18 protein-coding genes are annotated in these 20455 nt (G+C 68.5%); 7 read left to right on the top strand and 11 right to left on the bottom strand.

The genetic code is table 11. From position 1 onward, the window contains the following. Positions 1-42: 42 nt before the first annotated feature. The 4 genes from zwf (at position 43) to ftsY (ending at position 4922) form a co-directional block, all read left to right on the top strand. A complete protein-coding gene (zwf, locus tag ACTZWU_RS09875; protein WP_444737194.1) occupies positions 43-1488 on the top strand; it encodes a glucose-6-phosphate dehydrogenase in 1446 nt (481 codons plus the stop codon). A 2-nt stretch (positions 1489-1490) separates the two neighbouring features. Continuing rightward, the gene (gene pgl / locus ACTZWU_RS09880) at positions 1491-2162 is read left to right on the top strand and encodes a 6-phosphogluconolactonase (RefSeq protein ID WP_444737360.1); all 672 of its coding nucleotides are present in this window, start codon (positions 1491-1493) and stop codon (positions 2160-2162) included. Between the two features lie 8 nt (positions 2163-2170). Next, on the top strand, positions 2171-3781 hold the full coding sequence (pgi, locus tag ACTZWU_RS09885; protein ID WP_444737195.1) for a glucose-6-phosphate isomerase: 1611 nt from the start codon (positions 2171-2173) through the stop codon (positions 3779-3781). A gap of 145 nt (positions 3782-3926) precedes the next feature. After that, on the top strand, positions 3927-4922 hold the full coding sequence (gene ftsY, locus ACTZWU_RS09890; RefSeq protein ID WP_444737196.1) for a signal recognition particle-docking protein FtsY: 996 nt from the start codon (positions 3927-3929) through the stop codon (positions 4920-4922). Here the strand turns inward: ftsY and ACTZWU_RS09895 are convergent. Together ACTZWU_RS09895 and ACTZWU_RS09900 are read right to left on the bottom strand one after the other, a co-directional pair. Further along, the gene (locus tag ACTZWU_RS09895) at positions 4919-6094 is read right to left on the bottom strand and encodes a Hint domain-containing protein (RefSeq protein ID WP_444737197.1); all 1176 of its coding nucleotides are present in this window, start codon (positions 6092-6094) and stop codon (positions 4919-4921) included. The genes ftsY and ACTZWU_RS09895 overlap by 4 nt on opposite strands. Before the next feature lie 69 nt (positions 6095-6163). After that, the gene (locus ACTZWU_RS09900) at positions 6164-7177 is read right to left on the bottom strand and encodes a GlxA family transcriptional regulator (protein WP_444737198.1); all 1014 of its coding nucleotides are present in this window, start codon (positions 7175-7177) and stop codon (positions 6164-6166) included. 169 nt (positions 7178-7346) lie between these two features. Here ACTZWU_RS09900 and ACTZWU_RS09905 point away from each other — a divergent pair, with 169 nt between their 5' ends. After that, positions 7347-8756, top strand: a complete 1410-nt coding sequence (locus ACTZWU_RS09905; RefSeq protein WP_444737199.1) for a class II 3-deoxy-7-phosphoheptulonate synthase — start codon at positions 7347-7349, stop codon at positions 8754-8756. 59 nt (positions 8757-8815) lie between these two features. On the opposite strand, the gene ACTZWU_RS09910 is transcribed toward ACTZWU_RS09905, so the two are convergent. The 7 genes from ACTZWU_RS09910 to ACTZWU_RS09940 form a co-directional block, all read right to left on the bottom strand. Beyond that, positions 8816-9685, bottom strand: a complete 870-nt coding sequence (locus tag ACTZWU_RS09910; RefSeq protein ID WP_444737200.1) for a lysophospholipid acyltransferase family protein — start codon at positions 9683-9685, stop codon at positions 8816-8818. Continuing rightward, on the bottom strand, positions 9682-10599 hold the full coding sequence (locus tag ACTZWU_RS09915) for a DMT family transporter (RefSeq protein ID WP_444737201.1): 918 nt from the start codon (positions 10597-10599) through the stop codon (positions 9682-9684). Before ACTZWU_RS09915 ends, ACTZWU_RS09910 begins: the two co-directional genes overlap by 4 nt. Before the next feature lie 82 nt (positions 10600-10681). Continuing rightward, positions 10682-12700, bottom strand: coding sequence for a transketolase (tkt, locus tag ACTZWU_RS09920; RefSeq protein WP_444737202.1), 2019 nt, complete (start codon positions 12698-12700; stop codon positions 10682-10684). Positions 12701-12770: 70 nt separating this feature from the next. Then, positions 12771-14099 carry an HlyC/CorC family transporter gene (locus ACTZWU_RS09925; protein ID WP_444737203.1) on the bottom strand — a complete coding sequence of 443 codons (1329 nt, stop codon included), beginning with the start codon at positions 14097-14099 and terminating at the stop codon, positions 12771-12773. A 15-nt stretch (positions 14100-14114) separates the two neighbouring features. Beyond that, positions 14115-15068: a tyrosine recombinase gene (locus tag ACTZWU_RS09930; protein WP_444737204.1), complete on the bottom strand. Its 954-nt coding sequence runs from the start codon at positions 15066-15068 to the stop codon at positions 14115-14117. After that, positions 15065-16546 carry a hypothetical protein gene (locus ACTZWU_RS09935; protein WP_444737205.1) on the bottom strand — a complete coding sequence of 494 codons (1482 nt, stop codon included), beginning with the start codon at positions 16544-16546 and terminating at the stop codon, positions 15065-15067. Before ACTZWU_RS09935 ends, ACTZWU_RS09930 begins: the two co-directional genes overlap by 4 nt. Then, positions 16539-16676, bottom strand: a complete 138-nt coding sequence (locus tag ACTZWU_RS09940) for a hypothetical protein (RefSeq protein ID WP_444737206.1) — start codon at positions 16674-16676, stop codon at positions 16539-16541. The genes ACTZWU_RS09935 and ACTZWU_RS09940 overlap by 8 nt, the downstream gene beginning before the upstream one ends. A gap of 133 nt (positions 16677-16809) precedes the next feature. Here ACTZWU_RS09940 and ACTZWU_RS09945 point away from each other — a divergent pair, with 133 nt between their 5' ends. Further along, positions 16810-17376: a shikimate kinase gene (locus ACTZWU_RS09945; protein ID WP_444737207.1), complete on the top strand. Its 567-nt coding sequence runs from the start codon at positions 16810-16812 to the stop codon at positions 17374-17376. Continuing rightward, positions 17373-18479, top strand: coding sequence for a 3-dehydroquinate synthase (gene aroB, locus ACTZWU_RS09950; protein ID WP_444737208.1), 1107 nt, complete (start codon positions 17373-17375; stop codon positions 18477-18479). The genes ACTZWU_RS09945 and aroB overlap by 4 nt, the downstream gene beginning before the upstream one ends. An 82-nt stretch (positions 18480-18561) precedes the next feature. Here aroB and ACTZWU_RS09955 read toward each other — a convergent pair whose 3' ends face one another. Then, positions 18562-19608, bottom strand: a complete 1047-nt coding sequence (locus ACTZWU_RS09955; RefSeq protein ID WP_444737209.1) for a Leu/Phe/Val dehydrogenase — start codon at positions 19606-19608, stop codon at positions 18562-18564. Between the two features lie 221 nt (positions 19609-19829). Continuing rightward, positions 19830-20336, bottom strand: coding sequence for a single-stranded DNA-binding protein (ssb, locus tag ACTZWU_RS09960; RefSeq protein WP_444737210.1), 507 nt, complete (start codon positions 20334-20336; stop codon positions 19830-19832). Between the last annotated feature and the right edge of the window lie 119 nt (positions 20337-20455).

A 20455-nucleotide genomic window follows, 5' to 3' on the forward strand; every position in this document is an offset into this window, starting at 1 on the left:
CTAACAACGGATAAGGCGAAGCCGATCCACAAGGAGGACAGCATGGTCTCGCGCGTCATTCCGGTCGATGATTTCGATCTGGTGATCTTTGGTGCCACGGGCGATCTGGCCCATCGCAAGATCCTGCCGGGCCTGTTCCGGCGCTTCAAGGCCGGGCAGATCCCGGCGACCAGCCGCATCATCGGTGCTGCACGCACCCCCCAGGACGACAGGGCCTTTCAGGCCGAGGCCGAGGGCGCGATCCGTGAATTCGGGGGCGCCGCCGAGGGCGATCCGCAGCTGGCCGAGTTCCTGTCGCTGCTGGGCTATGTCGCCATCGACGCGCGCGGCGAGGGTGGCTGGCAGGAGCTGAAGGCCCGGATGCGCCCCGGCGCGGTTCACGCCTTCTATTTCTCGGTCGCGCCTGCCCTGTTCGGCGACATCGCGGAACGGCTGGCCGGACACGGCATCGCCGATGATGACAGCCGCATCGTGGTCGAAAAGCCCTTTGGCCGCGATCTGGCCAGCGCAAAGGCGCTGAACGCCACGCTCGCGCAGCATTTCCACGAACACCAGATCTATCGGATCGACCATTATCTGGGCAAGGAAACCGTCCAGAACCTGATGGCGGTGCGCTTTGCCAATGTCCTGTTCGAGCCGCTCTGGAACGCGCAGTTCATCGACCATGTCCAGATCACGGTGGCCGAAACCGTCGGCGTGGCGGGCCGGGGCAGCTATTACGACAAGTCCGGCGCAATCCGCGACATGGTCCAGAACCACATGATGCAGCTGCTTTGCCTCATCGCGATGGAGCCGCCCTACCACTTCGACCCCGATGCCGTGCGCGACGAGAAGCTCAAGGTGATCCGCGCGCTGGAGGCCGTCCCGCCCGAGGATATCGTGCGCGGCCAGTATCGCGACGATGGCGACGATTACCTGATCCATGCCGAGGATCCGGATTCGCGCACGGAAAGCTATGTGGCGATGAAGGTGCGTATCTCGAACTGGCGCTGGCAGGGCACGCCCTTCTATCTGCGCACCGGCAAGAAGTTGCGCGCGCGGACCAGCGAGATCGCGATCACCTTCAAGGAGCCGCCGCATTCGATCTTTGACGATAGCGGCCAGCCCAAGGCCAACGAGCTTGTCATCCGCCTGCAACCGAACGAGGGCATGAACCTCAAGGTGATGATCAAGGAGCCGGGGCCGGGGGGGATGCGCCTTGTGCAGGTGCCGCTGGACATGTCCTTTGCCGATGCGCTTGGCGCCGATGGTGCGGACATGCCCGATGCCTATGAGCGGCTGATCATGGATGTGATCCGCGGCAACCAGACCCTGTTCATGCGCGGCGACGAGGTCGAGGCCGCCTGGGCCTGGACCGATCCCATCATCAACGCATGGGAGGACAGCAAGCGCCGTCCCGAACCCTATGACCCCGGATCCTCGGGCCCCGAGGAAGCGTTGCGCCTGATGCACCGCGACAATCGCCGCTGGAGGGAGATCAGGTCATGAGCATGGAATTCCGGGACTATCCCGACCGCGAGATGCTGGCTCTGTCGCTGGCCGACCGCATCGCCTCGCAACTGGCGCAGCATCTTCGCAGCAACGAACGCGCCACGCTCTGCGTGCCGGGCGGCACCTCGCCCGCGCCCGTTTTCGAGACGCTGTCGGGCGCCGATCTGGACTGGGGCCGCGTGACCGTGGTTCTGGGCGATGAACGGTGGGTGGATGGCGATCACAAGCGGTCGAATTCGCGCCTGCTGCGGCGGCACCTGCTGAAGGACAAGGCGGCTGCGGCGGAATATATCGACCTCTATACCGGCGATGCCTCGCCCGATCTGGCGACCGATGCACTGGCCGCGCGGCTGGCGCCGCATCTGCCGCTGACGGTGGCTCTGCTGGGCATGGGCAACGACATGCACACAGCCAGCCTGTTCCCCGGCGCCGACCATCTGGAGGCCGCGATGGCCCCGGACGCGGCCCCGGTCATGGCGATCCGCGCCGAGGGCGCCGAAGAACCGCGCATCACCCTGACACGCCCGGTTCTGGCCGATGCGCTGAACATCCATGTCCTGATCATGGGGCCGGAAAAGCGCGAGGCGCTGGACCGGGCGCAGAAGCTGGATCCGATCAAGGCGCCGATCCGCGCCTTTCTCGACCAAGCCACCGTTCATTGGGCCGAATGAGGACCGCCATGTCTGATCTCTGGAATCGTCTGCAATCCTATCGTCAGGCGCAGGGCGATGCGCGGATCGAGGCGCTGTTCGCCACCGACCCCGCCCGCGCCGAGGCATTCTCGGCCAGCGCGGACGGGCTGATCCTCGATTACTCCAAGACCATGATCGACGCGGGCGCGCGCGATCTGCTGCTGGACCTTGCGCGCGACGCGGCGGTCGAGACCCGGCGCGAGGCGATGTTCTCGGGCGAGAAGATCAACGAGACCGAGAGCCGCGCCGTCCTGCATACCGCGCTGCGCAACCTGTCGGGCAGCGTGGTCGTGGACGGCCAGGACGTGATGCCCGAGGTCCGCGCGACCCATGCCCGCATGTCCGACTTCGCCGCGCGGGTCCGTGACGGGCGCGTGGCCGGGCAGGGCGGGCGGATCACCGATGTCGTCAATATCGGCATCGGCGGCTCGGATCTGGGTCCGGCCATGGCGGCGCTGGCGCTGGCGCCGTGGCATGACGGGCCGCGCACGCATTTCGTCAGCAACGTGGACGGCGCCGACATCGCCGACACGCTGAAGGGCCTTGATCCGGCCACCACTCTGGTGATCGTCGCGTCCAAGACCTTCACCACGATCGAGACGATGACCAACGCAAGGACCGCGCGCGACTGGATGGCGGCGTCGGTCTCGGACCCCGGCGCGCAATTCGTGGCGCTGTCCTCGGCCACGGCCAAGGCCGCCGAATTCGGCATCGCGGCCGATCGGGTCTTTGGCTTCGAGGATTGGGTTGGCGGGCGCTATTCCATGTGGGGGCCGATCGGGCTGTCGCTGATGCTGGCCGTGGGGCCCGCGCGGTTCGACGAATTCCTGGCGGGCGGGGCCGCGATGGACGCTCATTTCCGTACAGCGCCCTTGGACGCGAACCTGCCGGTGCTGCTGGCTCTGACGGGGATATGGCATCACCAGATCTGCGGCTATCCGACCCGCGCCGTGCTGCCCTATGACAACCGCCTGATGCGGCTGCCGGCCTATCTGCAACAGCTCGAGATGGAATCGAACGGCAAGCGCGTAGCGATGGATGGCAGCGATTTGCAGATCGTCTCGGGGCCCGTCGTCTGGGGTGAGCCGGGGACGAATGGTCAGCACGCTTTCTATCAGCTTATCCATCAGGGCACGACACCTGTGCCCTGCGAGTTCATCCTGGCCGCGCGCGGGCACGAGCCCGACCTGGCGCATCACCACATCCTGCTGGCCGCGAATTGTCTTGCGCAGTCCGAGGCGCTGATGCGCGGGCGCAGCCTTGACGAGGCGCGGGCGCTGATGGCCGCCAAGGGGCTGGAGGGCACTGAGCTGGAACGGCAGGCCCGCCACCGGGTCTTTCCGGGCAACCGCCCGTCGACCACTTTGCTGATCGAGCAACTGACGCCCTTTGCGCTTGGGCAGATCGTGGCGCTGTATGAGCATCGCGTCTTTGTCGAGGGCGTGATCCTGGGGATCAACAGCTACGACCAATGGGGCGTGGAACTGGGCAAGGAACTGGCGCTGAAGGTCGAGCCCTTGCTGAAGGGCGAGGGCGGGGCCGGGCATGACGGCTCGACCGAGCGGCTGGCGGGGCTGATCCGGCAGATGCGCGGCTGAGGCACCCGGAAGCGGGCCGGGCAGGGGGGCGCTGCCCCCCGTCCTGCGGACTCCCCCCGGGATATTTGGCCCAAGGCAAAGGCCGGGTGGCTTTTCCTTTCTGCGCGGGCGGGCTAGGGTCCGGGCGCTAGCGAAAGGACTGATGATGGCGTTCTTCTCGAAGCTGCGAGAGCGGCTGACGCGATCCTCCTCGAAGATCGGGGCGGGGCTTGACGAGATCGTGGGCGAGGCAGAGGCGCCTGCCGCCCCTGCGCCTGCGGGTCTGGTGGGGCGGTTGTTCGGGCGTAGCGAAAGCGAAGCGGAGCCGCGCCGGGTGCTGGACGACGCGATGCTTGAGGAACTGGAGGACATGCTGGTCCAGGCCGATCTGGGGGTCGAGACCGCGCTGCGCGTCACCGCCAACATCGCCGAGGGGCGGATGGGGCGGCGGTTGTCCTCGACCGAGTTGCGCGGGCTTCTGGCCGACGAGATCGCGCGGATCATGGCGCCTGTGGCGCGTCCCTTGCCGATCTATGCCAAGCGTCCGCAGGTCGTGCTGGTCGTGGGCGTGAACGGCGCGGGCAAGACCACGACCATCGGCAAGCTGGCAAGCCAGTTCCGGGCCGCGGGCAAGTCGGTCGTGATCGCGGCGGGCGACACATTCCGGGCGGCTGCGGTCGAGCAGTTGCAGGTCTGGGGGCGGCGCGCGGGCGTTCCCGTGATGGTCGCGCCGCAGGGCAGCGATCCGGCGAGCCTGGCCTTTGACGCCATGGTCCGGGCCGAGGCCGAGGGTGCCGATCTGTTGATGATCGACACCGCCGGGCGGTTGCAGAACCGCCAGGATCTGATGGAGGAACTGGCCAAGATCGTCCGGGTGATCCGCAAGAAGGATCCCGAGGCGCCGCACAACACCTTGCTGGTTCTGGACGCGACGACGGGTCAGAACGCGTTGAACCAGGTCGAGACCTTCCGCAAGCTGGCCGATGTGTCGGGGCTGGTCATGACCAAGCTGGACGGTACCGCGAAGGGCGGCGTTCTGGTGGCCTTGGCCGACCGGTTCGGTTTGCCGATCCATGCCATCGGGGTGGGTGAGCAGATCGACGATCTGGACGCGTTCGACGCCGAGGATTTCGCCCGCGCGCTGGTCGGGTTGGACCGTTAGGGCACCGTCTCGGCGGCGGGTTCGACCAGCGCGCGGGCCGGGTTGGCGATGTGACGCTGGACCAGCCGCCGCGTCGCATGGCCCGGCGGAACGAGGCGCGCGGGGATCGGCGCGGTGGCCAAGCCCGGGGCCAGATTGCGGATCGTCGCGGCCATTCCGGGGCCGAAGGCGCGCAAAGCCTGCGGGCCGGGCAGCAGGCTTTCGGTCCAGGCGTTTTCGGTCAGCAGGATCTGGTGAGGCTGCATCAGCAGGTGCCAATAGGTGACCGAGCCTGCGCCCTGATCCACCGTGATGCCCGGCAGACCCAGAAGATGGCGCGCGGGGGTCATGACCTCGGCCTTCCCGAACATCCGCCGCGCGATGCGCGAGCGTAGCAGGATCCGGTGCTGGGGTGATACCGCCAGCGGGCGCGCGGGTTGGCCGGGGCCGAGCGCGCCCGCCTCGATCCGGATCGGCCGGTGATGCGGGCACAGGTCCAGCGCGCGCGCATCCAGATGGCGGCTGCCCGACCAGAGCAGGCTCTGCCAGCCGTGATCCAGCGTCATCAGCTGCATGCCGGGGCGCAGCGCCTCGACCGGCAGGGCGCCGGTCCGGGTCAGGACCAACGTGCCTTTGGCCAGGCAGGGCGGCGGGTCGCCCGGGAGGGTCGTGGACAGGGGCGGCGCATAGGCCAGCGAATTCTCGACCCCGCCGATCTGGTAGACATCGACGTAGCGCATTGGCAGCGAGGGGTCGAAGCGCGGAAAGACCGCGACCCCGCCCGGATCCGTGACGGGCAGCGGAAAGACCAGCACGCTGTGGCGGTCGCCCAGTTCATCGCCCAGATCGTTCGGGGCAAAGAGCCGCGGCAGGATCATCGCAAAGCGGTTGCCGTGGCTGTCCTCCATGATCGAGCCGATGAAGTTGTTCATCTGCGTGCCGGCCGGCAGCGTGGTCGCGGTCGGGCCAAAGCCGATCGTGGCGGGCTGGGTCAGGGTCTGTCCGGTCTCGTCCGGGGTGTAGATGCTGTTCTCGAACCGGTCATCGTCATCCAGCAGATGCAGGGTCGAAACGACGGGCCCCTCTGGCGCGAAGAACTCGGTGCGCCCGAAAAAAGGCGCGAACATCTCCGGCGAACCGCTGCCGACATTGATCGTCTGACTGACCGTCAGAACGGTGATCTCGCGTTCCATCGCCTGCCCCTGCTGCTGCCGTCAGGCGGGTTTTCCCGTCCTGCGTGTGCTACGCAACGAGGGGTAGCGTCAACAGGTTAACGATTGGTTAACAGAGGTTAAGGAATCCTTGCCGCGTGGCGCCGAGGTGCCGCGCTCGCGGTAGGGCGTGCTGCCATATTGCGCCCGGTAGCATTTCGAGAAATGCGACGGGCTGGAAAAGCCCGAGGCCAGCGCGATCTCGATGATCGACATCTCGGTCTGCATCAGCAGGTTGCGGGCGCGGGCAAGGCGCGTCTCCATGTAGTAGCGCTTGGGGCTGCGGTTCAGATAGCGGCGGAACAGGCGCTCCAGCTGGCGGGTGGACATGCCCGCATCCTGCGCCAGTTCCGCGGGGCTGACCGGTTCCTCGAGATTGGCCTCCATCCGGGCGATGACCGCGGCCAGACGCGGATGGCGCACGCCGATGCGGGTGGGAATGGACAGGCGCTGGCGGTCCTGATCGGTGCGGATCGCGGTATGCAGCATCTGGTCGGCCAGTTCGGCGGCGATCTGGTCGCCGTGATCCTCGGCGATCAGGTGCAGCATCAGGTCGATGGAACTGGTCCCGCCCGCCGCGGTCAGGCGGTTGCCGTCCTGCACGAAGACCGACCGATAGAGATCGACGCGCGGAAAGGCCTCGGCGAAGCCGTCATGGTTCTCCCAGTGGATCGTCGCCTTGCGCCCGTCCAGCAGCCCGGCTTCGGCCAGGATCCAGGCCCCCGTGCAGACCGCCCCGATCGAGGCCCCGCCGCGCGCCTGACGGCGCAGCCAGGACAGGACCGGCCGCGTCGCCTCGCGCGCGATCTCGGTGCCGCCACAGACGATGACGACCTCGTCCCGGCCGGGCGTCGCCTCGCTTTCGAGGCCCGCGTCCAGCAGGACCCGAGTCCCGTTCGAGCAGGTGGCCACATCGCCCCCCGGACCGACCAGCCGCCATTCGAACAGCGCCTGCCCCGAGGCGCGATTGGCCAGGCGCAGAGGCTCGATCGCCGCCGTGAAGGGCAGCATGGTGAATCGATCCAGAAGCAGGAAGGTGAATCGGCGCGGTTTCTGCGATGGCATGAGGGCTGTCTTGGCTGCGGTTCCGCCCGCACAGAAACAGGCTTTCGGCGCCGCCACAAGGGCGGGCTTGGCGTCCTTGAGCAAAGCGGCCGCAAATGCAGCCAAGCCTTCCCACGGCGGCTGTTAGCGACTATACGGGCGGCATCGTTTTTCCCAAGGAGCATGGAAGATGACGCAGGAGCCCCGCAAACCCGCCGCCACCCAAAGCTGGGACAAGGCCGGCTGGCGCGCCTATCCGCGCGTCCAGATGCCCGATTATACCGATCCGGCCGCCCTCGCGGCGGTCGAGGATCAGCTGCGTCGTTACCCGCCGCTGGTCTTTGCCGGCGAGGCGCGTCGCCTCAAGGCGCAGCTTGCCGATGTCGCAGCCGGCCGCAGCTTCCTGCTGCAGGGCGGCGATTGCGCCGAAAGCTTCAGCGAATTCAGCGCCGATAACCTGCGCGACACGTTCAAGGTGCTGCTGCAAATGGCCGTCGTGCTGACCTGGGGCGCGCAGCTTCCGGTGGTCAAGGTCGGCCGCATGGCGGGCCAGTTCGCCAAGCCGCGCAGCGCCCCGACCGAGGTGATGGGCGGCGTGGAACTGCCCAGCTACCGCGGCGACATCATCAACGGCTTCGACTTCACCCCCGAGGCGCGCATCCCCGATCCGCAGCGGATGCTGGCGGCCTATACGCAGGCCGCGGCCTCGCTGAACCTTCTGCGCGCATTCTCGACCGGCGGTTTTGCGGACATGCAGCGCGTGCAAAGCTGGATCGCCGATTTCGTGGGCGGCCCCGAGGCCGCGAAATACCGCGACATCGCGGGCCGGATCAGCGATGCGATGGCCTTCATGCATGCGGCAGGCGTGAATTCGGACACCGCGCATCAGCTGTCCAAGGTCGATTTCTACACCAGCCACGAGGCGCTTCTGCTGGAATACGAAGAAGCTCTGGCGCGGATCGATTCGACCACCGGCCTGCCCGTTGCAGGCTCTGGCCACATGCTGTGGATCGGTGACCGCACCCGCCAGCCCGATGGCGCGCATGTCGAATTCTGCCGCGGCGTGCAGAACCCGATCGGCCTGAAATGCGGCCCGACCACCACGGCGGATGACCTCAAGGTGCTGATGGCCAAGCTGAACCCCGAGAACGAGGCCGGCCGCCTGACCCTGATCGCCCGCTTCGGGGCGGGCAAGGTCGGCGACCACCTGCCGCGCCTGATCGAGGCCGTCCGGGCCGAGGGCGCGAATGTCGTCTGGTCCTGCGACCCGATGCACGGCAACGTCATCAAGTCCTCGACCGGCTACAAGACGCGCGCCTTCGATTCGATCCTGCGCGAGGTTCGGGAATTCTTCGCGATCCACAAGGCCGAGGGCACGATCCCCGGCGGCGTGCATTTCGAGATGACCGGCAAGGACGTGACCGAATGCACGGGCGGCGTGCGCGCCGTGACGGACGAGGATCTGTCGGACCGTTACCACACCGCCTGCGATCCGCGCCTGAATGCCAGCCAGTCGCTGGAACTGGCCTTCCTGGTGGCCGAGGAACTGCGCGCCCGCCGCGAAGAGGCCGCCCCCCTGCGCGAGGTCGCGCGGGCCTGATCGCCTGCCGCATGAATAGAAAGGCCCCGCCTTGGCGGGGCCTTTTCATGTGCGCCGCCTTATTTCCAGCGGCGATGCACCCAGAACCACTGATCCATATGCTGGCGCACCAGAACCTCGAGATCATCGTTCAGCGCCTGCATCATCTCGGCCGGGCTGCCCTTGGCGACCGGGGCGCCCACATGGACGCGAAAGCGCAGCCCGTCGGGCAGGCGTATCCCCGCGATGGGCACCAGAACCGCGTCATAGCGCAAAGCCAGTTCGGCGGGCGTCAGAACGGTGCGCGTCGGCAGGTCGAAAAAGCGCAGCTCGGTCCCGTCATGGTCGAACTGGTCGAACCCCAAAGCCAGCCAGCCGCCCCCCTTGAGAAAGCGCAGCATCGCCGCCAGCCCGGCACGGCCGCGCGGGAAAAGCGGCTCGGCGATGGCGGTGATGGCGGGGACGTAATGGCGGTTGAAGGCCTGATTGTTCATCGGCCGGTAAAGCGCGCCGACCGGCCAGCCGCGCCCGGCAAGCGCCGCGCGCATCGCGTCGTAATTGCCGAAATGCGCGCAGGCCAGGATCACGGGGCGGCCTTGGGCAAAGGCGTCCTCCAGCACGGGCAGGCCCGGACCCTCCAGCGGGTCGGCGGCATGGATGCGGGCGGTGAATTCCTCGCCCGAATAGATCTCGGCCAGGGACCGGCCGGCATTGTCGGGAACCGCACGCAGAAGGGCCGCGATCTCGGCTTCGGACAGGTCGGGTCGCGCCATCGCCAGATTGGCCCGGATGCGCCGCCGCCAGCCCGCCACCGGCGCCAGCAGACGTGAAAAGATCCAGCCCATCGCCCGGATGCGCCGTTCATAGGGCAGCAGGCGCACCGCGCCCATCAGCGCCAGAAAGGCCGCGTTGCCCAGGCGGTCGGCAAGGCCGGGGCGGTCCTCGCTCATCCGGCCCTCCGCGCGGCGCGGGCGGCCTGCGCCTCGCGCGACCAGACGTAAAGCCCTGCCAGAACGATCACCGTCGCCCCCGTCACCGTCCAGATATCGGGAAGCTGGCCAAAGAACAGCCAGCCCCACAGCCCCGCCCAGACCAGCCCGGTATAGCCAAAGGGCGCCAGCGCCCCGGCCTCGGCCTGCGAGAAGGCGCGCACCAGAAGATACTGGCTGACCGTGCCAAGGATCGCAAGCAACCCGAATGCCCAGAGGTCCGAGGCCGCGACCGGCTGCCAGACGAAGGGCAGGGCAAGGCTGGTCAGCGCCGTTCCCACCACAGCCGACCACAGGACCGAGGTGACGACGCTGTCCGCCCTGACCATCCGCGTCAGCAGCGCTCCCGCCGCGAAGGTGAAGGCCCCGGCCAGCGGCAGCAACGCGGCGGGCTGAAAGACGCCCAGACCGGGCCGGATGATCAGCATGGCCCCGAACAGCGCGACGACGATCCCCGCGACCCGGCGCGGCCCGATGCGTTCACCCAGAAACAGCGCCGCGCCAAGCGTGATCAGGACCGGGTTCAGGTCCATGATCGCCGTCGCCTCGGCCAGCCCGATATAGGCCAGCGAGCTAAAGAACAGCCCGACCGAGCCCAGCTGCATCAGAGCGCGCGCGAATTGCAGGCCGGGCTGGCGCGTGCGCATCAGGCGGGGCAGGTGGCGGTGAAAGATCAGGGCAAAGATCAGCAGGTTGCCCATGAAGCGCGCCCAGATCACCTGACCCACCGGATAGGTCTGGGTCAGGTGCTTGGCGGTCGCATCCATCAGCGTGAAGCCCAGGATCGCGGCCAGAAGCAGCCCGATCCCCGCCGACTGGCCCGAGAAACGGCCCATGGGCGGGGCCATGTCGATGGCAGGCCGGGGCGCGGTCATCAGCGGGCGCGGCCCGTGGCCCTCTGATCGTCAAGAGGGCCACGGTTTGCGTCGTTCATCATCAGGCTGTCGGGCTTGCGCCTCACAGAAGCGCCTTCGCGCGGGCCGCGACATCCTCGGCGGTGATGCCGAAATGCTTGTAGAGCGCGGGCGCCGGACCCGATGCACCAAAGCCCGTCATGCCGACAAAGGCCGATTTCGCCTCGGACCCGCCAAGGCCCAGCAGCAGCCGGTCCCAGGGCAGGCCGATCGCGGCCTCGACCGCGATGCGCACGGTGCCTGCGGGCAGGACGCTGGCGCGGTAGGCCTCGTCCTGCGCCAGGAACAACTCGATCGAGGGGACCGAGACGACGCGGGTGGCGATGCCTTCGGCCTCCAGCGTGTCGCGCGCGGCGACGGCGATCTCGACCTCGGACCCCGATGCCATCAGCACGACCTGCGGCGCCGAGGACCCCTCGCGCAGCACATAGCCGCCCTTGGCCGACAGGTTCTCGGCGATCTCTTCGCGCAGGGTCGGCAGGTTCTGCCGCGACAGCGCCAGGACCGAGGGGCGGTTCGTCTGCGACAGCGCGATTTCCCAGGCCTCGGCGGTCTCGATCTGGTCGCAGGGGCGCAGGGTCAGCGTGTTCGGCGTGGCGCGGCAGATCGCCAGATGCTCGACCGGCTGGTGGGTCGGGCCGTCCTCGCCCAGGCCGATGCTGTCATGGGTCATCACATAGACGACCGGCAGGCCCATCAGCGCCGACAGGCGCATCGCGCCGCGCGCGTAATCGGTAAAGGTCAGGAACGTGCCGCCATAGGGGCGGAAGCCGCCATGCAGCCAGATGCCGTTCATCGCGGCGGCCATGCCGTGTTCGCGGATGCCGTAATGGATGTAGCGTCCCAGACGGTTTTCCGGGCTGAACACGCCCTGACCGCCGGTCTTGGTGTTGTTCGAACCCGTCAGGTCGGCCGAGCCGCCGAAATTCTCGGGCATCTCGGCGTTCAGGACCTCCAGCACGTTCTCGCTGGCCTTGCGGGTGGCGACCTTGGGTTTGCCGTCCAGCGTCTGCTCTTTGAAGGCGGCGATGGTCGGCGCAAGGCGCGGGTTCGGATCGGTGCTGATGCGGGCGGCGAAACCGTCGCGCTTGGCGGCGTCCAGCGCATCGACGCGGGCCTGCCACGCGGCGCGCGCCTCGGCGCCCCGTGCGCCGATCTGGCGCCATTGGTCCATGATCTCGGTCGGGATCTCGAAGGCGCCGGCGGTCCAGCCATAGACCTCGCGGGTGGCCGCGATCTCGGCCGCGCCGAGGGGCGAGCCATGCGCCTTGCTGCTGTCGGCCTTGGCGGGCGAGCCGAAGCCGATCACGGTCTTGCAATCGACCAGAACCGGGCGGCCGTCATCCTGCGCGGCCTCGCGCAGCGCGCGGTCGATATCGGCGGCGTCGTGGCCGTCGCAGGACAGGACCCGCCAGCCCGAGGCGGCAAAGCGCGCGCGCTGGTCGGTCCGGTCCGACAGGCTGACGCGGCCGTCGATGGTGATGTCGTTGTTGTCCCACAGCACGATCAGGCGGCCCAGCTTCTGGTGACCGGCCAGACCGATGGCCTCCTGGCTGATGCCCTCCATCAGGCAGCCATCGCCCGCGATGACCCAGGTGCGGTGGTCGCAGAGGTCGGCGCCGAATTCAGCGCGCATCGCTTCCTCGGCCATGGCGAAGCCCACGGCGGTGGCGATGCCCTGACCCAGAGGGCCGGTCGTCGTCTCGACGCCCTCGACATGGCCGTATTCGGGATGGCCCGCGGTGATCGCGTCGATCTGGCGGAAGTTCCGGATCTGATCCAGCGTCATCTGCTGATAGCCCGTCAGGTGCAGCAGCGAATAGATCAGCATCGAGCCGTGGCCCGCCGACAGGATGAAACGGTCGCGGTCGAACCAATGCGGCGCCGAGGCGTCGAATTTCAGGTGGTTGCGGAACAGCACCGTCGCCACGTCGGCCATGCCCATCGGCATGCCCGGATGGCCGGAATTGGCGGCCTCGACCGCGTCCATCGACAGCACGCGGATGGCCGCGGCGAGGTTCCAGTGGTCGGGATTGGCAGAGCGGCGGGCGGCGATGTCCATGACGGGTCCCTTGCGGCAAGAAGCTTCCGGCACCTGTTAGGTTGGATGAGGCCCGGTTGCAAGCCGGGCGTCAGCTTTCCCCCGCCCGCGCCGCTGCCAGAGGCCTGATCTTCAGGCGCGTGATCCGGTTCTCGCGCCGCGTCACTACCTCGAACCGGTAGCCGTGGAAACTGAAGACCTGACCCTGATCGGGGATCGACTGCGCCATGTGGATGACCAGCCCTGCGACGGTGTTCGCCTCGTCGTCGGGCAGGCTCCAGTCCAGCTGGCGGTTCAGGTCGCGGATCGTCATGCCGCCCTCGACCAGATAATCGCCCTGGGGGCTGGGCTTCAGCGTCTGGTCGGCCTCGGTATCGTGTTCGTCGGTGATCTCGCCCACGATTTCCTCGATGATGTCCTCCAGCGTCACCAGACCGCGCAGGCTGCCATATTCATCGACGACCAGCGCGAAATGCGTGCGCCGCTTGAGGAATTCGCGCATCTGTTCGTCAAGTGCGGTCGTCTCGGGGACGAAATAGGGCGGCATGGCCACCGCCATCAGGTCAAGGCGCCGGTCGGCCATCGGGTCGCGCTGGTCGCGCACCGAGCGGTTGACCGCGCGCAGCAGATCCTTGGCATGGACCACGCCCACGACGTTCTCGCGCTCGTCCTTGTAGACGGGCAGGCGGGTATGGGGGCTGGACAGCACCGCCTCAAGGATGCGTTCGGGGGCCATGTCGGCGTCGATCATCTGGATCTCGGACCGGTGGCGCATGATCTCCTCGACGGTGCGGTTGCCCAGATCCAGCGCGCCCAGCAGGCGGTCGCGATCCTCCTTGTGGACGGCACCCGAAGCATGGCCGATGGACAGGGCGCCCGCGATCTCTTCCTCGATCGAGAACATATGCGCGCCCGCATCGGTCTTGAGGCCGAATAGCGCCAGGATGCCGCGCACGATCACACGCACAACCGCGACGACCGGGGACAGGATGATCGTGACCAGCCGGATCGGACGCGCCACAAGGCTTGCGACCTTTTCGGGGGCCGAGATGGCATAGGTCTTGGGCATCACCTCGGCGAAGATCAGGACCAGCACCGTCATCACCAGCGTCGCCATCGCCACGCCGCTGCTGCCCAGAACCCGCGTCAGAAGCGCGGTGGCAAGGCTGGCGGACAGGATGTTGACCACGTTGTTGCCCAGAAGGATCGCGCCGATCAGCTTTTCGCTGTCCTCGGTCACGCGCAGCGCGGCCTGTGCGCCCGTCTCGCCCTTGTCGGCGCGGGCCTGCAACTTGGACCGGCTAGAGGCCGTCAGCGCCGTTTCCGAGCCCGAAAAGAAGGCCGAGACCGCCAGAAGGCAGGCAATCGCGCCGCAAGTCAGCCAGAAGACGCTGTCGATACTACTTGAGGGATCGTCCATTGTGATTTGATAAACCTATGTTTTATCGTTTGGTTGGGTGGCCAGTGGGTGGTGGTTCAGAACCAGTTCCCGCATTCTTGCACTGACCACATGGGTGTAGATTTCCGTCGTTCCCAGATCGGCATGGCCCAGAAGCGTCTGGATCACCCGCAGATCGGCCCCGCCCTCCAGCAGATGGGTGGCAAAGGCGTGGCGGATGACATGGGGCGTGACGCGCGCGGGGTCCAGACCCGCCACCACCGAGACGCGTTCCAGCAGCCGCGAGATCGCCTGCCGGGGCAGGTGGCCTGCCTTGCCGGGGGCGGGAAACAGCCAGCGGCCGCCGCGCCCCGCGACCAGCTTCGCAAGGGGGCTGCCATCGGGCGGGTTGTCGCGATGGACAAGCCAGGCGGTCAGCGCGCGCCGTGCCGGGCCGGTCAGGGGGACCAGCCGCTCGCGCCCGCCCTTGCCACGGATCAGCAGCAGTTCGGGATCGCCCCGGCAGCCCGCGACGGGCAGTTCGACCAGTTCGCTGACCCGCATACCCGTCGAATAGAGCAGCTCGACCAGACAGGCCGAGCGCGCGCGGTCGGCCTCGGTCCTGCCGATTGTGGGGGCGGTTTCCAGCAGGCGCGCGATCTCGGGCTGGGACAGGCTGCGGGGCAGGCGGTGCGTGCGGCCCGGCCCGCTGATGCGGATGGCGGGATCGTCGGGTCGCCAGCCCTCTTCCAGCGCGAAACGGGTGAATTGCCGGATCGAGGACAGCCGCCGCGCCCGCGTCGCGCGCGACAGGCCCTGCGCCTCGCAAAAGGCCAGGTAATCCTCGACCCGCTCGCGTGTCAGATCGGCCAGGCTCAGCGACTGGCGCGCCAGCCAGCCCGACAGGTCGTTCAGGTCGCGTCCATAGGCCAGCAGCGTGTTGCGCGCGGCCCCGGCCTCGGCGGCCTGCGCGTCCAGAAAGGCGGATATGGCGGCGCCGTCGCGGCTCATGGCGTGCCTGCCATCCGGGGCAGCAAGGTGATCTGATCTTCGGCGCGACGCGCATCCTCGGTCAGGCCAAGCGTGCGCAGCATGGCGATGCCGCGCCCGGCCCGCGCCAGATCGCCCTCGATCGCGGCGTCGATATCGGCCATGGCCAGCAGCAACGCCGCGCCGCGCGCGGTCTGCGGGGCTTCGGGCGCCTCGGCGACCAGTTCGGGGGCGGGTTGCGGCGCCTCGGTCCCGGTCAGGCCGCGCCATTGGCGCAAGAGGGTGATGATCTCGGCGGTCCGCGCGTCGCCGGGGTAATGGTCGGGCAGATCGGCACCCACCATCGTGGCCAGCAGGTCCGCCATGCCGACGGCGGCGAATTCGTCGAAGGCGCGGGGCAGGGCCTGCGCCAGCTCGCCCGATTGCAGCGCGGCCTCCAGCGTCCGCATCGCGCTGGCGCGTTCCCAGACCCCGCCCGAGGCCGCGGGACGCTGTTCGCCATAGATCGCGCGCAGCTGCAACGGCCCAAGCGCACCAGACCGCGCCAGCCGCTCGGCGGCCTCCAGCCGGGCCTTGAAGCCGCTGTTCAGCCGCAGGTCGCTATGGGCAAAGGCGACGGGCAGGGTGATCGTGGGCAGGGGCTGGCCGATCGCCTCGTGGATGCGGAATTCCAGCGGCGTCATCCGCTCGGCCGGGTCCAGCGTCTCGTCGCCATCGACGAAGGCATCGTCGAGAAAATGCGTCAGCATGATCGCCTGACGCTCGTCGATCAGGCCGAGGCTTTCGGCGCCATGCAGGCTGATCGCGGCGGCCGCCCAGTCGCCGGTCTGCGCCAGACAGAAAATGCGCGCCGGAAAGCTGGGTGCGATGCCGGGGGTGTTGTTCATGATCCGGCAGGCGCGGTGTTCGTCACCTTCAAGCAGCGCGATGTCGAACAGGCGGCGGAAGATCTCGGGATCGCCGGGACCGGCGGCCAGCAGCAGGGATTGCGCCTCGTCCAGCGCGCCCATGTCCAGCAGGCGGTCCACCCGCGCCATGAACAGCCGCCCCTGCGGATCGGGCGCGCCGTCGATCTGGGGCGGGGCAAGCTGCGCGGTCAGAACGCGCCGCATCAGCGCCTGCATGGATTGCAGCCGGGCCGGAGTCCGCAAAAGCAGTGCCGACAGCTCGGCCGGATCGCTGCCCGCCCACAGATCCGGCGGCAGCCCCGCCCGGCGCGGCGTCATCGTGCCGGCCCCGTCGGGATTGCCCTGATCCAGCCGCGTCACCAGAACCGGCCCGACATCGCCGCTGACTGCAACCGGCTGGCGCGACATCGTGTCGGGGGCGGGCGGGGGCTCGTCTCCCGGCCGCCAGGCCGAGGTTTCGCGCTGCGGGCCGCGCACGCTGCCCGACAGCCAGTCGCTGGCCGACAGGGGCTGGCCCTGCCCGAACGCCGGGGGCGCGGGATGAACGAGGATCAGCGCCAGAAGGACCGCGAGGGCGTGCCTTTCAATCACCCGGCATCCCCAGTTGCAGCGGCAGGCGCGTCTCGTGGCGCATGGGCTCCATGTCGCCGAAATAGGCGTAACCGGCCAGACCGGCCACAGCCGCCAGAATCACCACCGCCAGAACCTTGATCAGCCGCATCGCCCTGCCCTTGCTTGCCCGGTCGAACCGGGGTCTTGCTTGCCCGTGCCCGGTCTGATGCCGGGGCCTGACGGATTATATATGGCAATTCCGGGAAGATCACGCCATTCAGTCGCAAGATAAAGGGATTGCGATGCGACGGGTACTGAACAGGCATATCGTGCTGGTGGGCATGATGGGGGCCGGCAAGACGGCGATCGGGGGCGAGTTGGCGCGGCGTCTGGGCGTGCCGTTCCGCGACTCGGATGCCGAGATCGAGACCGCCGCCGCCATGACCATCACCGAAATCTTCGCCCGCGACGGCGAGGCGTTCTTTCGCGCCCGCGAGGCCGAGGTGCTGGGCCGCCTGCTGGCGGGGCCGGTCGGGGTGATTTCGACCGGTGGCGGTGCCTTCATGCAGGAGGGCAACCGCAAGGCCATCGGCCGCGCCGCGATCTCGGTCTGGCTGGATTGCGATATCGAGCTTCTGTGGCAGCGCGTCCGCCAGCGCCCGACCCGGCCTCTGTTGCAGACCGCCGATCCCAAGGGCACGCTGATCCGGCTGATGACGGAACGCGCCCCGGTCTACGGACTGGCCGATCTGCGCTTTTCCTCGCGCGCGGGCGACAGCGTCGAGGCCTCGGCTCGGCGCCTGCTTGACGCGCTGGAGGCCGCGCCCGCATCCCCCTTTGCCCCCCTGTCGAAGGACCGCCCCCGATGACCGAGACCGTCACCGTCCATGTTCCGCTTGGCGCGCGCGCCTATGACGTCGAGATCGGGCCGGGGCTGATCGGCATGGCGGGTGCCCGGATCGCGCCCCTGCTGGCGCGGCCCCGCGTGGCGATCGTCACGGACGAGACCGTGGCCCGGCTGCACCTGCCCGCGCTGGAAAAGGCGCTGAAATCCGAAGGCATCGACAGCCGCGCGCTGATCCTGCCTGCGGGCGAGGCGACGAAAAGCTGGCCGCATCTGACGCGCTGCGTGGAATGGCTGCTGGAACAGCAGGTCGAGCGGCGCGATGTCGTCCTGGCGCTTGGCGGCGGGGTGATCGGCGATCTGGTGGGCTTCGCAGGGGCGATCCTGCGGCGCGGCGTGCGCTTCGTGCAGCTGCCCACCACGCTGCTGGCGCAGGTGGACAGCAGCGTCGGCGGCAAGACCGGGATCAACAGCGCGCATGGCAAGAACCTGATCGGGGCGTTTCACCAGCCCTCGCTGGTGCTGGCCGATACGCTGGTCCTCGACACGCTGAGCCCGCGCGATTTCCTGGCAGGCTATGGCGAGGTCGCGAAATACGGGCTGCTGGGAGATGCCGATTTCTTCGCCTGGCTGGAAAAGAACGCGCCCGGCCTGCGCAACGATCCGGCGCTGCGGCTGAGGGCGGTCGCGCATTCCGTGGCGATGAAGGCCGGGATCGTCACCCGAGACGAGACCGAGCAGGGCGAGCGCGCGCTGCTGAACCTGGGCCACACATTCGGCCATGCGCTGGAGGCCGCGACGGGCTATTCCGACCGGCTGCTGCATGGCGAGGGGGTGGCGATCGGCTGCGCGCTGGCCTTCGATCTGTCGGCGCGGATGGGGCTCTGTTCGCAAGAGGCGCCCAGCCGGGTTCTGGCGCATCTGCGGCAGATGGGCATGCCCGCCCGCCTGTCCGAGATTGCGGGCGATCTGCCCGACGACCGGGCGCTGATCGCGCTGATGGGACAGGACAAGAAGGTCGTGGATGGCCGCCTGCGTTTCGTTCTGGCGCGCGGCATCGGCGAGGCCTTTGTCAGCGACGCCGTCGATGCCGCCACGCTGGAGGCCGTGCTGCACGACGCGCGCTAGGCGCCGTTTCCCGTCCCGGCCCGGAAAGCCGCGCGTCCCCCCATCGAGGGGGGCCGCACGGCTGGCTGCCGCGCAAGCCCGATCAGGCGGCGCGCTTGCGGTCCAGCATCGCCTCGACCATCGCATCGGCCATGCGGGCCGGAGGCTGGCCGTTGGCGGCGGCGCGGTCCAGCATCTCGGCCACGCGGCCCGCGATGCCTGCCAGACGTTCGAGCCGCCAGGCGTCGTTCTTGCCGTGGATTTCGCTGGCGACGCTGATGATGCCGCCCGCATTCACGACGTAATCGGGCAGATAGGTGATGCCGCGCGCGGCCAGCGCCTCGGTCAGGTCATCGCTGGCAAGCTGGTTGTTCGCCGCGCCGCAGACCAGCCGCGCGGTCAGCGCCGGGACCGTCTGCGCGTTCAGCACGCCGCCAAGCGCGCAGGGCGCGAAGATGTCCATTTCTTGCGCAAAGACCTGATCGGGCGCGCAGATCGTGGCGCCCAGCCGGCCCGCCGCATCGTCAAGCGCCGCCTGATGGATGTCGGTCACGATCAGCCGCGCGCCTGCGGCGGCCAGTTTCTCGGCCAGGGACATCCCGACATGGCCCAGACCCTGCACCAGAACGCGCCGCCCCGTCAGGTCGTCGCTGCCGAACACATGCGCCGCGCCCACGCGCAGGCAGCGGAACACGCCCTCGGCGGTCCAGGGCGAGGGGTCGCCCGATGCGCCAGACAGCCCCACCGCATGGCGCGTCACCTCGGCCGCATGGGCCATGTCCTCGGGCGAGATGCCCACATCCTCGGCCGTCCAGTAGCGCCCGCCAAGCGCCTCGACCGCCTCGCCGAAGGCGCGCATCATCGCGGGCGTCTTGTCACGGCGCGCATCGCCGATGATCACCGCCTTGCCGCCGCCCAGTCCCAGATCGGCCATCGCGTTCTTGTAGCTCATGCCGCGCGCAAGCCGGGTCACGTCAAGGATCGCGGCCGCGTCATCGGCATAGGGCCACATCCGGCAACCGCCCGCCGCCGGGCCGAGTGCGGTCGAATGCAGGCAGATCAGCGCGCGCAGACCGGCCTCGGGGTGCTGGGCCAGCACGAGGCGCTCGAAACCGTCGGGTGGGGTCAGGTCGGTCAGGGTCAGGGGCATGGCTGCTATCCTTTGTCGGGTCCTTCAGACCAGAAAACGCCGCCCGGAAGCCGTTGCAAGCGCAGGATCATTCCGAAAGGGCGGGGCCGGTGGCGCGCAACTTGCGGATCGTCAGGGCAGGGGCGTCGGCAAGATCGCTACGCCGCGCCGCGGCGCGCGGCATGAAGAAAGGGGCGGCCCACCGGACCGCCCCCGAAGTGATTCGCCCTGACCCGTCAGGATCAGAACGGGATCTCGTCGTCGTAATCGGGGCGCCCGCCGCCCGAAGGCGCGCCCGAGGGGCCGCCCCGGCTGCTACCGTAATCGTCATAGCCGCTCTGCGATCCACCGCCGCCCATGCTGCCGCCACCGCCACCCATGCCGCCGCCGCCTTCGCCACGGCCGTCAAGCATCGTCAGGTTGCCGCCCAGACCGCGCAGCACGACCTCGGTCGAGTAGCGGTCCTGGCCGGACTGGTCCTGCCATTTGCGGGTTTCCAGCGCGCCCTCGATATAGACCTTGCTGCCCTTCTTCAGATAGCGCTCGACCACGTTCACGAGCCCCTCGTTGAAGATGGCGACGGTGTGCCATTCGGTCTTTTCGCGCCGCTCGCCGGTGGTGCGGTCCTTCCAGGTCTCGGATGTGGCGATCCGCAGATTGGCCACCTTGCCGCCGTTCTGAAAGCTGCGGATCTCGGGATCGCGCCCAAGATTGCCGATCAGGATGACCTTGTTGACGCTGCCTGCCATGACGGGGTTCCCTTGTTCCGATTGTTGAAGGCCGGTCTAGCGCAGCCGCGCCCCCCGCCGCAAGCCGTCAGGCAATGGGCAAGCCGCCGCCGAGCGGGGCATTGCGCCCCCGTCCGGGC

The organism is Paracoccus sp. NSM, assembly GCF_052379855.1.
In the GTDB taxonomy this organism is placed as follows: domain Bacteria; phylum Pseudomonadota; class Alphaproteobacteria; order Rhodobacterales; family Rhodobacteraceae; genus Paracoccus.

Bases quoted from the DNA above. Each gene is read 5' to 3' on its own strand.
- ACTZWU_RS09900 (WP_444737198.1), bottom strand. From the start codon at position 7,177: ATGCCATCGCAGAAACCGCGCCGATTCACCTTCCTGCTTCTGGATCGA.
- ACTZWU_RS09910 (WP_444737200.1), bottom strand. From the start codon at position 9,685: ATGAGCGAGGACCGCCCCGGCCTTGCCGACCGCCTGGGCAACGCGGCC.
- tkt (WP_444737202.1), bottom strand. From the start codon at position 12,700: ATGGACATCGCCGCCCGCCGCTCTGCCAATCCCGACCACTGGAACCTC.
- ACTZWU_RS09895 (WP_444737197.1), bottom strand. From the start codon at position 6,094: ATGGAACGCGAGATCACCGTTCTGACGGTCAGTCAGACGATCAATGTC.
- ssb (WP_444737210.1), bottom strand. From the start codon at position 20,336: ATGGCAGGCAGCGTCAACAAGGTCATCCTGATCGGCAATCTTGGGCGC.
- ACTZWU_RS09945 (WP_444737207.1), top strand. From the start codon at position 16,810: ATGCGACGGGTACTGAACAGGCATATCGTGCTGGTGGGCATGATGGGG.
- ACTZWU_RS09915 (WP_444737201.1), bottom strand. From the start codon at position 10,599: ATGACCGCGCCCCGGCCTGCCATCGACATGGCCCCGCCCATGGGCCGT.
- ACTZWU_RS09940 (WP_444737206.1), bottom strand. From the start codon at position 16,676: ATGCGGCTGATCAAGGTTCTGGCGGTGGTGATTCTGGCGGCTGTGGCC.
- pgl (WP_444737360.1), top strand. From the start codon at position 1,491: ATGGAATTCCGGGACTATCCCGACCGCGAGATGCTGGCTCTGTCGCTG.
- ACTZWU_RS09905 (WP_444737199.1), top strand. From the start codon at position 7,347: ATGACGCAGGAGCCCCGCAAACCCGCCGCCACCCAAAGCTGGGACAAG.
- ftsY (WP_444737196.1), top strand. From the start codon at position 3,927: ATGGCGTTCTTCTCGAAGCTGCGAGAGCGGCTGACGCGATCCTCCTCG.
- aroB (WP_444737208.1), top strand. From the start codon at position 17,373: ATGACCGAGACCGTCACCGTCCATGTTCCGCTTGGCGCGCGCGCCTAT.
- zwf (WP_444737194.1), top strand. From the start codon at position 43: ATGGTCTCGCGCGTCATTCCGGTCGATGATTTCGATCTGGTGATCTTT.
- ACTZWU_RS09930 (WP_444737204.1), bottom strand. From the start codon at position 15,068: ATGAGCCGCGACGGCGCCGCCATATCCGCCTTTCTGGACGCGCAGGCC.
- pgi (WP_444737195.1), top strand. From the start codon at position 2,171: ATGTCTGATCTCTGGAATCGTCTGCAATCCTATCGTCAGGCGCAGGGC.
- ACTZWU_RS09955 (WP_444737209.1), bottom strand. From the start codon at position 19,608: ATGCCCCTGACCCTGACCGACCTGACCCCACCCGACGGTTTCGAGCGC.
- ACTZWU_RS09925 (WP_444737203.1), bottom strand. From the start codon at position 14,099: ATGGACGATCCCTCAAGTAGTATCGACAGCGTCTTCTGGCTGACTTGC.